Source organism: Streptomyces sp. NPDC127197 (assembly GCF_042672405.1).
Classification (GTDB): Bacteria; Actinomycetota; Actinomycetes; order Streptomycetales; family Streptomycetaceae; genus Streptomyces; species Streptomyces flavusporus.
In genome coordinates this window covers 1-6,195 of sequence record NZ_JBHXVG010000097.1, presented here as the reverse complement: position 1 = coordinate 6,195, position 6,195 = coordinate 1, and the positions used below count along the sequence as shown (strand labels likewise).

Annotated in this window: 6 protein-coding genes and 1 pseudogene; 1 reads left to right on the top strand and 6 read right to left on the bottom strand. The window is 67.7% G+C overall.

Annotated elements, in window-relative coordinates:
- Positions 1 to 301 precede the first annotated feature (301 nt).
- The 5 genes and pseudogenes from ACFVJQ_RS45270 to ACFVJQ_RS45250 form a co-directional block, all read right to left on the bottom strand.
- A complete protein-coding gene (locus tag ACFVJQ_RS45270; protein ID WP_385791788.1) occupies positions 302 to 874 on the bottom strand; it encodes a hypothetical protein in 573 nt (190 codons plus the stop codon).
- A gap of 295 nt (positions 875 to 1,169) precedes the next feature.
- Entirely contained in the window at positions 1,170 to 1,421 is a 252-nt protein-coding gene (locus ACFVJQ_RS45265) for a hypothetical protein (RefSeq protein WP_385791786.1), read from the bottom strand.
- A complete protein-coding gene (locus ACFVJQ_RS45260) occupies positions 1,418 to 1,672 on the bottom strand; it encodes a toxin-antitoxin system HicB family antitoxin (RefSeq protein WP_385791784.1) in 255 nt (84 codons plus the stop codon). The genes ACFVJQ_RS45265 and ACFVJQ_RS45260 overlap by 4 nt, the downstream gene beginning before the upstream one ends.
- A gap of 330 nt (positions 1,673 to 2,002) precedes the next feature.
- Positions 2,003 to 3,534, bottom strand: a pseudogene (locus ACFVJQ_RS45255) (SpoIIE family protein phosphatase); the annotation flags it as partial.
- Positions 3,535 to 3,998: 464 nt separating this feature from the next.
- Positions 3,999 to 4,517, bottom strand: coding sequence for a hypothetical protein (locus ACFVJQ_RS45250; protein WP_385791783.1), 519 nt, complete (start codon positions 4,515 to 4,517; stop codon positions 3,999 to 4,001).
- Positions 4,518 to 4,765: 248 nt separating this feature from the next.
- Here ACFVJQ_RS45250 and ACFVJQ_RS45245 point away from each other — a divergent pair, with 248 nt between their 5' ends.
- The gene (locus ACFVJQ_RS45245; RefSeq protein ID WP_385514999.1) at positions 4,766 to 4,963 is read left to right on the top strand and encodes a hypothetical protein; all 198 of its coding nucleotides are present in this window, start codon (positions 4,766 to 4,768) and stop codon (positions 4,961 to 4,963) included.
- 341 nt (positions 4,964 to 5,304) lie between these two features.
- On the opposite strand, the gene ACFVJQ_RS45240 is transcribed toward ACFVJQ_RS45245, so the two are convergent.
- Positions 5,305 to 5,799 (bottom strand): hypothetical protein, encoded by a 495-nt coding sequence (locus ACFVJQ_RS45240; RefSeq protein WP_385791782.1) that lies wholly within the window; start codon positions 5,797 to 5,799, stop codon positions 5,305 to 5,307.
- Between the last annotated feature and the right edge of the window lie 396 nt (positions 5,800 to 6,195).

Sequence of the window (6,195 nt, the reverse complement as noted above, 5' to 3'; positions counted from 1 at the left end):
CCGGCCGGTCATTCGCCAACCGCGAGGACATCGACCAGGCCACCACCCTGGCGACCGACCAGCTCAACTCCCGTGCCAACCCCTGGATCTGGGCAGGTCGGCCCCGCCAACCCGCCAACTACGGCGCCGATATGTGTACACCCCTTTGAGGAACTCAGCACTAGGTCGAGCCGGGGCGGTGGGCCCACAACCAGACCACCAAGCAACGCAAACACCGGGGCGCTGGCAGACCCGTGGCCCGTGCTTCCCAACCGCCTTCACCTCCCTAAAGGGGGCCGCTCCTATTTCTGCCGAAGGAGGTTCAGCGCTCTGCGCCCTCCACTACACCTGAGTCGCGTTCCACCTCTTCCTGTTGGAAGGCGAGTCTGATGTATCGACGTAGGGCGAGCATCTCCCGACGGCTCTGAAAGGGCGCGGCGAGCTTCACGGGCACCGCCAACGCACGCCTCATCGAGAGCGCCATGAGTGTCAACACCCCTACTCCAGAGGACAGAAGCGAGTACCACGCAACCCACTGAGCTGGTCCGTGCTTGTCGATTGCTGCCCAGAGAATGACCAACAGCTCGGCAGAGACGAGCGCCGCGCACACGACGGACCACCACATGCCGACCACAATGGGGCCCCGCGAGCGTCGCCAGCTTCGCTCCAGTGGGCCATCGTTGGCCATCTCCCTGATGCGTTCGAGCTGCTCTGACGTAGGCTCACCGCCCTCACGCATACGGGTCAACAGCTCTTCGAAAAGCCCTCGTAGAGACTCCTCGTCTTCATCCAAGCCCGCGACCGCTGCCTTCGAGTAAGCCTCCAGCTCAACGAAGCCGATCACCACGATTACCGCGATAAGCGCTGAAATGATCGCTGCGTAGTCGTTGCTCATAGCCAACTGCATGCGTCCCCCTCAGCAGCTTTCAGTCGGGGAGGGATCTTACGGGTGTAGCGGGACGACTGGGCTCTGTCTTCGCGAAGCTGCGGCCAGGGCCTTAAAGCAACTGCATTGGATTCAGGTGCCACTGGGAGCGTGCAGTACCGCGCCGCGGACCTGGTGCAGCGCGATGCGTGCGAGGCCAGCACCGAAAACCTCTCGGACTGCGGACCGTCACCCCTGCATGGACCCGCTGAGGTCACGGATGCGGTCATGGCGCCGCTGGGGGCGAAATCGCAGTCGGCCGAGGTCAGACTGTGATGGCGAACACCCACAGATGAGGATCCGGACCCGGGATGATCACGTAGTGGACGATGGCGGCGCGCGTCGTGATGACACGCACCGACTCGTCCATGCGGTCGTACTTGTCGGCCGGCGGCCACGACCACGGATCGGCGCACGCACGCAGTACGGCTTCGTGCAGCTCTTCCTTCTCGCGGTTGGGCAGGTTTTTGATGGTCTCGCCGACGTGCGCGGCGAACCGAGCGGGAACCGCCGTCACCCGAACACCTCGTCCATGGACATGGCGCCAGCCTCGGACCGCCCGCCGTCGAGCCACCGCTTGTAGGCGACGACAGCGTGCATGCGGGCGCGGGCCTGCCGCATGTCCTCGGGACCTTCCGCGGCCGCCTGGTCGGCGGCGAGGACTTCGGTGACGTAGTCGTTGATCGACATGCCGGCGCGCTTCGCAGCAGTGCGGACCTTGTCGGCCAGCTCCTCCGGAACGCGGGTGTTCAGCTGAGTGAGAGCCATAGCGCAGATGCTAGCAAATTGCTAGTCCGTGGCCCAGAGGGGCGCTCGTCCACAGGCACATGGAAGCCGGCGCCTCACAAATCCGGGACGAGAACGTGCACAACCGCGCGTACAAACTCCACCGACCTGGTGGCACCCGGCCGCGCCAGGAACAGCCCGCCGCTGGCGGCCGGGGGACGTGGGCGCTCACGGCCGAATGCCTGCGCCCCTACACCGAGCAGGAGGCCGCGCCGTTCTGGCCCGAGATCGCAGTCGACGACGGGTGCGCCGCGGCGGTTACGTCGCGTCGCCGCTCGGCTGAGGGAGATCCAGTTCGAACCAGACCACCCTGTCGGTACGCAGCAGGCGGAGGGTGATTGGTCGCGTTGCATGCGGTATGGCATTGGTGACGACCTCGCTAGCGAGCAGTTCCACACGGTCGCCGAGGTGCTCAAGGCCCCAGCGGGCCAGCGCGCGGCGGACCAGTTGCCGGGCCCGGTCAGGGGCGGTGGCGTCAGTCTCCAAGAACCAGTACGCCACGTCGTCGGGCTCGATCCCGTCGAGACGGGCGGCAAGCAGGGCGATGTCGTCGTCCCGGTGGTCCGGGCCAAGCGTGTTGAGCACGGCGTCGCACAACGACTCGAGTGGCGTCAGCCTGTCCGGGCCGGTGAGTTGGGCGCTGGTTGTGAGCGTCGCGCAGAGTTCCTCGATGCCGGAGGCGACGTCCCGGAACCGGGACTCCACCAGCCCGTCGGTGTACAGCAGCAGGGTGGCGCCGGCCGGCATCTCCAGCTCGACCGGCTCGAAGTTCACTCCGCCGAGGCCGATCGGGGCGCCGGTCGGCAAGTCCACCGCTATTGTGCGACCGTCGGGGTACAGCAGTACCGGTGGCGGATGGCCAGCGTTGGCAAGGGTGACGCGGCGGGTGAGCGGGTCGTAGACCGCATACAGGCAGGTGGCCATGCGGTGGACACCGAGCCGCTGGGTCTGCTCGTTGAGGTGGTGCAGGACCTCCTGCGGCGGCAGGTCGAGCCCTGCCAGGGTCTGGGTCGTGATCCGCAACTGCCCCATGATCGCCGCAGAGGTTACTGAGGGCCCATCACGTCGCCGATGACCAGGGCGACTCGGTTGCCCGGTAGCGGCATGGCGTCGTACCAGTCGCCTCCGACGCGCGCTGTCTCGGTAGCCGGCAGGTACCGGAAGGCCAACTCCACGCCGTGCAGCTGGGGCAGCGACTCGGGCAGCATGGCGAGCTGCACTTCGTTCGCCAAGTGTCGTTCTGCGCTATGAGGGTCTGCCTGCGCGGCGCCATGCAAGTCAGTTCGTCCAAGGGCGCGCACCGTGTGCGCGGCGAGCTCCGTGGTGACCAGCAGATCCTCGTCCCGGAAGGTCTCGCGGTCCGGGCGGCGCAGGAAGAGGACGATGCCGATCGCCTGCGTGGGCTCACCCAGCGTTGCGAGGATCGCGCGATGGCCGTCAGGCAGGTGGTAGACCGGCCCCAGCAGCTCGCCGAGCGCGGCCCCGGCGACCGGTCCGTCGGCGAAATCCGCACCTATGCCGCGCAGAACCGTGCGCAGCGCGCTGTCCGGTCCCACCTCGCACGCCTCCTGCGGCAGGTAACTGTCGCCCAGGGGCGGCTCACTGCGGTCGACGTGGGACAGCCGCAACACGACCGGCTCCGGAGCAGGCCGATCGCCCCACGACAGCGCGTCGCACGAGTACACAAAGACCTCGTCCGCAAGCTCCGGCACCGCCGCTTGGCACAGCCCCTGGAGAGTCTCCGCCGGATTCAGATTCGGTGTGATGCGAGGGAGCGCCGACTCCAGGTAGCGCTTCCGAGCGGGCGACAACGGCTGCGGCGGATCCAGCGCCACCACAGGACCTTCCGGGCTGGCCAGCCGGTTGTCCGGGGTTATCCGGGAAAACCCTGACCACCCCTCCTCCTGCGCTATGGGGGGCGGCGCAACGTTGCGCTCCACCTGCCCCGGCACCACCCGTACCCGGAACTCCCCCGTGCCGGAGATCCCGGGAGATGGCGTGCGGTAACCGACGTCGTCGGCGGCCTGCTGAACGGCTTCGTGCTCGTCGTCGAGGACGGCGCGCACTTTCTCCAGCGTACGGTCCACGTCGTCCAACGCCTGATCATCTTGGTTGACCGCTTCCAGAACGGCTTGCGGCCCGTGCGGTGTCAGATCCTGTGTCGGCGCGGAGGCGTGGTCTCCCATCCGGGTCCGCAGCCCTGCCAGTTCGGCTTCGAGCGCCTGGAGGCGGCGTGCCGCAGGTCAGCGACCTGCTGGGCTGTGTCCCGCTCCCGCTCGGCACGGGACAGCTGCTCGCCCAGGTCCGTCTACTGCTGCACGGCCCGGGACAGACGCGTCTGCAGCACCTGGTGCTCGACCGGGTCCATTGCCGGCAGCGCATGGTGGGCATCGAGCCTGCGCCGCAGCTCCGCGACCTTGGCCTGCGCCTGGCCGAGCATCGCGAACAACAGCGTGGCGATCTGCAGCGCCTGATGCCGACCACGCTCGCTGGCCTCGTAGGCCTGCCGAACCTGCTGCATCTCCCGGTAGACCTCAATAGTGCGGTCTTTGGCTTCTAATGGCTCCCGCGCCAGCGCCAGCTCCTGCGCCCCCTCCGGCGGCGTCGGGCTCGACTGCGCCCGATCCCATAACGCGCGCGCCTGCTCAAGGCGCTGCCCGGTGCGGTCAGATGGTTCGTGGGGAAAACACACATCGGCCACGGCCTCGACCAGGTCCCATCCCAGCCCCTCGCCGGCCAGCAGGTCACGCAGCTGACGCAACTCGGGCACGGACTCGGCGACGAAGTGATCCGGGGTGAGCCGCTGATGGAGCTCCATCACCGACATCGAGGACTCATCAAGCCATGACCGCACCAGCTCGACCAGCTGGTTGATCTCAGCGCACGATCCCCGCGGCGCCCCCCACGGCCGCCCCGGCCGCTTCCCCCTGCCCACACGCCTCTCCCGCCCTGTTGATTGTTCGCCGGATAACCCCCTGTTGTCACCGGACAACCATCCAACCGGCCCGACTGCCCCTTCTGCTCGGCGATCGTCGGAATTCCCATCCGGCACAACACCATCCAGGCGGTGAACTGGTGTACCACACCTCTCCGACCATCCTGTTCCTCACCTTGGCAGTCGCGGCTCTGGTCGCCTTCGCCACCGCGGCGATCGCGTTCGCGCTGGCCCGCTGGGAGGGCGCCAGCATTCCTGCGGCACTCTCCCGCGGCGGCGTCGCCTTCGCCGCCGGGCTCACCCTCTGCCTCGCCATCCTGTCCGCGGTCACCCGGTGAGGACCGCGCCGCAGTGTGCCGCGCACGTGTGCGCCTCATAGACACGGATCACCATGGCTGCTTCCTGAAGAACCAAGGAGACGGGGGACGGATCTGCTGGGCTGATTCGGCTGCCGCACATCCTGTGCAGCTGCTGGCACCGGCACACGGCCGGCTGCGACACTGCCTGGCTCTCACCCGAGACCGCATGCTGCCGTCTCGCCGACCACCGCGCCGCTCACGGCAGGGGCATCGTGATCGTGAACAGCGGCGATGCGAAGGGGAGTTCGCGGGGCTCCCCCCTGCCTGCCGGGGCACCAGTTGACCTGGCCTGCGCACACTCCGTGTTCCAGCAGCCGTGGTCAGGCCCTGGACGTGTCCGGCGCTGCGCGTCCGGTCGATGGCAAACCCTGCCTGGATCCGGGCAGGGGAGGTCGGCTCACTGGCACCTGGGTGAGCCTGCTGTGCCGGGGGTCGACGTGCAGCCGGGCTGCGTTGATGAAGTCCAGCCGGGCGGTCTCCATGCGGTCCCTGGCCTCTTTCCAGGCCGTCTCACTGGTGGCGGTCTGCTGGATGAACTGGTCGCGGTGGTCCCAGAAGACCTGGTCCATGGTCGCTGCTGCGGCGACGACGGCTGGGCTGCCGACCAGCCAGACCGTTCCGAGAGCAACATTCCAGGGCACCCAGTCCACGGCATCGCCGTGCCGCCAGGCCCGGCGCAGGGCGAGCTGGATGCGGGTGGACTCGGCGACGATGGCGGCGCACGCGTCGATCTGTTTGTCGCGGGACCAGTGCGTGCGGTTGGCCCGGCTGGTGAGCAGTGAGCCGGCCAGCACACCGATCAGTGTCGCTGCCACGCCTCCGATCGTGGTCACGGTCGTCGCCCAGTCCACAGACATCCGGTCCCCCTCGCGGCTGTCACGGTGAAGAGGAGTTCTGCCCGTCGTTGCCCTGCTGGTATGCGCACGGCAGTCCGCAAGAGGAGTGATCTGGCCATCTGCCATTCGGGTCGACTCGGGATCTTGAGGCAGTCGTCAACAACTGCTTGCTCATACCCAACTCCCCCTCAGGAATTAGCAGTCCCTGTCGACGCCGCCCCGGTACCGCCGGGTGCGTTGATCAGCTGTGCCGTTTCGGGCGCCGGGCCTGCGTCAGCAGTGAGCAGTGTGCATCGTGAAGTTGCAGGTCACGGGTCTGGTGTGCGTGGGGTTCGGGATACTCGTGCTGGTCGTGGGCGGATGGCCTCGGCGAAG